The organism is Parafrankia sp. EUN1f, assembly GCF_000177675.1.
Classification (GTDB): domain Bacteria; phylum Actinomycetota; class Actinomycetes; order Frankiales; family Frankiaceae; genus Parafrankia.
Window position 1 is genome coordinate 1 of record NZ_ADGX01000306.1, and the last position, 3,849, is coordinate 3,849.

Genomic DNA, 3,849 nt, shown 5'->3' on the forward strand with positions numbered 1-3,849 from the left:
ACCGGACTCGGCCAGGTTGAGGATGGCCAGCGTCTCCGCCGCCTGCCCGGAGGACGTCGCGAGCGCCCCGACGCCGCCCTCGAGGGCGTTGACGCGCTGCTCGAAAACGTCCTGGGTCGGGTTCATGATGCGGGTGTAGATGTTGCCGGGCTCCCCCAACGCGAACAGGGCGGCGGCGTGGTCGGTGTCACGGAAGACGAAGCTCGTCGTCTGGTAGATCGGGACGGCGCGCGCCCCGGTCGTCGGATCGGGCTGGGCGCCCGCGTGGATCTGCTTCGTCTCGAACGACCAGGTCGGCTCGGTCATGGCGGATTCCCCTCTGGCGGTGAGTGGTGCGCGGGACGATCGGCGTTTCTCGAACGAGACACCGGGCTCGCGCCCGGGCAGGGACGGGCGCAGCCAGCCGCGGCCGGCCGAGTCACCGGCCCGGCCGCACGCCCGGTCCCATCCCATGGCCCCGACGGCCCCCGGAAGCAGGTCCGTTGGTCCCGGCTGATCGGTCGTTCGCCGCATAGCCGGCGTGACGCTGTCCGGCGGACCGCAAGAAGGATGCCGCGCACGGAGTGGAATTGCTCGGATACACGCCCGGTGTCGCCACCGGGAGCGCCCGGCGGCAGGCTGTGACGTGTCCTGCCATGCGTACTCCACGTCACGGAGTAAGTTTACTTTATCGATCGGAAATACATAAAATTGCACCCCATCCATCCCGTCGCGGGGCAGGGAGGCCCACATGCGCCAGGCCCCTGACCATCCACCCGGTCGGTCGCCTCGCGAGCTCCCCCTGCTCGACCTGCGCCGGTACACCGCTCCCGCGGGCCCCGCCGACCGCGCCGAGTTCGTCCTCGCGCTGCGCGCGGCCTGCCGCGACCCGGGCTTCCTCCAGCTCACCGGCCACGGCGTGCCGACCCGGCTCACCGACCGCGTCCTGGCCGTGAGCCGCGACTTCTTCCGGCTGCCGACCGCCACGAAGCTGCGGATCGAGAACGTCCACTCGCCGCACTTCCGCGGCTACACCCGCCTCGGCCAGGAGATCACCCGGGACAACCCCGACCTGCGCGAGCAGATCGACATCGGCGACGAGCGCCCGCGCCGGGTGTGCGGCCCCGGCGACCCGCCCTACCTGCGCCTGGACGGCCCCAACCAGTGGCCGGCCCAGCCTGCCGAGCTGCGGGCCGTCGTCGAGGAGTACATGGCGGCGCTGGCCGGTGTCGCGCAGGTCCTCGTCCGCGCGCTGGCCGAGTCGCTGGGGCTCGCCCCCGACCACCTGGACGCCACCTTCGCCGACGACCCCCGCTCCCACCTCAAGCTGCTGCGCTACCTGCCCGCACCCGACGGGCCGGCCGCCGAGGCCGACCACGGTGCCGGGAACGGCGCCGGAGACGGAGACGGCACGCGCACCAACCGGCACCGGCGGGACGCCGACGGCGCCCGTTCGCAGGGCGTCGGGGCGCACAAGGACGGTGGCTTCCTGAGCCTCGTCCTGCAGGACGCCGTCCGGCGCCAGGACGCCCCGGACGCTGCCGGGGCCTCCGCGGACCCGGATGGCCCGGCGTGGCTGCCGGGGCTGCAGGTCGCCGACGGCTCGGGCGGGTGGATCGACGCCCCGCCCGTGCGGGGGGCGTTCGTGGTGAACATCGGCGAGATGTTCGAGCTGGCCACGCTGCGCTACTATCCGGCGACTGTGCACCGTGTGATGAGCCCACCACAAGGCCACGAACGAGGGTCCGTGGCGTTCTTCTTCGGACCGGGCCTGTCCGCCACGATCGAGCCCGTGCCGCTGCCCCCCGCGCTCCTCGCGCAGATCCCCGACGCCGGACCGCCCGACCCGGACAACCCGATCTTCGCCCAGCACGGGGAGAACACGTTGAAGAGCTGGCTGCGCAGCCATCCCGAGGTCGCCCGACGCCACTACGCCGACCTCACCCGACCGGACGGCGTCACGCGACCGGACGGCGTCACGCGACCGGACGGGGCCGCCCTGTGACCGAGACTGTCGATCCTGTGACCGAGACGACCGAGACAGCGGACCTGCGCGAGCCCGGCACCGACGTCCGTGGCGCGGCCTGGTCGTTCGAGACCCGCCAGGTCCACGCCGGCACCACCGCGGACCCGACGACCGGCGCCCGCGCGGTGCCGATCTACCAGAGCGCCTCGTTCGTGTTCGCCGACGCCGCCCAGGCCGCCGGCCTGTTCGCGCTCACCGAGACGGGCTTCACCTACACCCGGGTCGTCAACCCGACCCACGACGCACTCGAGCAGCGCGTCGCCGACCTCGAGGGCGGCGTCGCGGCGCTCGCGACAGCCAGCGGGCAGGCGGCGGCGACCCTCGCCCTGCTCAACGTCGCCTCGGCCGGCGATCACATCGTGTCGTCCGCGTCGCTGTACGGCGGGACGTACGCGCTGTTCCGCCACACCCTGGCCGACCTCGGCATCGAGACCACCTTCGTCGACGACCCCGACGACCCCGACGCCTGGCGGGCCGCCATCCGGCCGCGCACCGCCGCGTTCTACGGCGAGACCATCGGCAACCCGCGCGGGAACGTCCTCGACATCGCCACCGTCGCGGGCGTCGCCCACGACGCGGGGATCCCGCTCGTCGTCGACAACACCCTCGCCTCGCCCTACCTGGCCCGCCCGTTCGAGCACGGAGCCGACGTCGTCGTCCACTCGGCGACGAAGTTCATCGGGGGGCACGGGACGTCCATCGGCGGTGTCATCGTCGACGGCGGGCGCTTCGACTGGGGCAACGGCCGCTACCCGCGTTTCACCCAGCCCGATCCCGCCTACGACGGGCTGGTGTTCCTCGACACGTTCCCCGAGACGGCCTACATCCTGCGGGCCCGCGCGCGGCTGCTGCGCGACCTCGGGCCGGCGCTGTCGCCGATGAACGCGTTCCTGCTCCTTCAGGGCCTGGAGACCCTGTCGCTGCGGATGGAGCGGCACAGCGCGAACGCCCTGCGGGTCGCGCAGTGGCTGCGGGACCGCGACGACGTCATCGCGGTCGCCTATCCGGGCCTGCCCGACAGCCCGTGGCGCGCCGCGGCGGACCGCTACCTGCCCCGCGGCACCGGCGCCGTCCTCGCCTTCGAGCTGGCCGACGGGCTGCGCCGCGGCCCGGCCTTCATCGAGGCGCTCACCCTGCACAGCCACCTGGCGAACGTCGGGGACGTCCGCTCGCTGGCCATCCATCCCGCGTCGACCACCCACGCACAGCTCACGCCGCAGCAGCGGAGGGCCAGCGGCGTATCCGCCGACCAGATCCGCCTCTCGGTGGGCCTCGAGGGCATCGACGACATCCTGGCCGACCTGGACGGCGCCTTCCGCAGCGCGCTGCACTGAGCCCGGCGCGGACCGCGCTTTCTCACGGGCCCCCGGCATCCGCCTGCACGTTCGCCCGGAGGCACCGCCGGCCGTCAGCGCGAAGGCGTTGTCTGGCTCAGCGGTGGCAGTGGGCCCCAGGTCTCGGCCGGCAGCCGGACGGGTTCGTCTCCGGAGGGCACCTGCCAGCCAAGCCACCGCCACGCATTTGGCGTCGCTCCGAGCAGATGCCCGTCCGTGACAGACCAGACCGCAAGCTCGCCGCGTGGAAGCTGCTCAAGGCGCCAACCGACCGGGCGACCATCGACAGCGTCCCAGATCCGCGCCGTCCCATCGTCACTGGCGGTCAGGATCCGCGAGCCATCCGGACTCCACGCCCCATCCCACACCCGGCCGCTGTGACCAGCGAAGGTCAACAACTCCCGACCCGACACCGCATCCCACACCCGCGCCACCCCATCGTCACCGGCAGTCAGGACACGCAACCCATCCGGACTCCACACCCCGCTGTTCACCTCGTCACCGTGACCA

At 72.9% G+C, this 3,849-nt stretch carries 4 protein-coding genes; 2 read left to right on the top strand and 2 right to left on the bottom strand.

The genetic code is table 11. The annotated features are described in order from the left end of the window. The coding region (locus FREUN1FDRAFT_RS42670; RefSeq protein ID WP_006545825.1) for a PLP-dependent transferase at positions 1 to 306 on the bottom strand (306 nt) is incomplete at its 3' end. 424 nt (positions 307 to 730) lie between these two features. On the opposite strand from FREUN1FDRAFT_RS42670, the gene FREUN1FDRAFT_RS38320 reads away from it, so the two are divergent. Next, positions 731 to 1,984 (top strand): isopenicillin N synthase family oxygenase, encoded by a 1,254-nt coding sequence (locus tag FREUN1FDRAFT_RS38320; RefSeq protein WP_006545826.1) that lies wholly within the window; start codon positions 731 to 733, stop codon positions 1,982 to 1,984. Then, a complete protein-coding gene (locus FREUN1FDRAFT_RS38325) occupies positions 1,981 to 3,339 on the top strand; it encodes a bifunctional o-acetylhomoserine/o-acetylserine sulfhydrylase (RefSeq protein WP_006545827.1) in 1,359 nt (452 codons plus the stop codon). Before FREUN1FDRAFT_RS38320 ends, FREUN1FDRAFT_RS38325 begins: the two co-directional genes overlap by 4 nt. A gap of 74 nt (positions 3,340 to 3,413) precedes the next feature. Here FREUN1FDRAFT_RS38325 and FREUN1FDRAFT_RS42675 read toward each other — a convergent pair. After that, positions 3,414 to 3,849 (bottom strand): WD40 repeat domain-containing protein (locus FREUN1FDRAFT_RS42675; protein ID WP_369809861.1); only part of this gene is annotated, 436 nt, incomplete at its 5' end.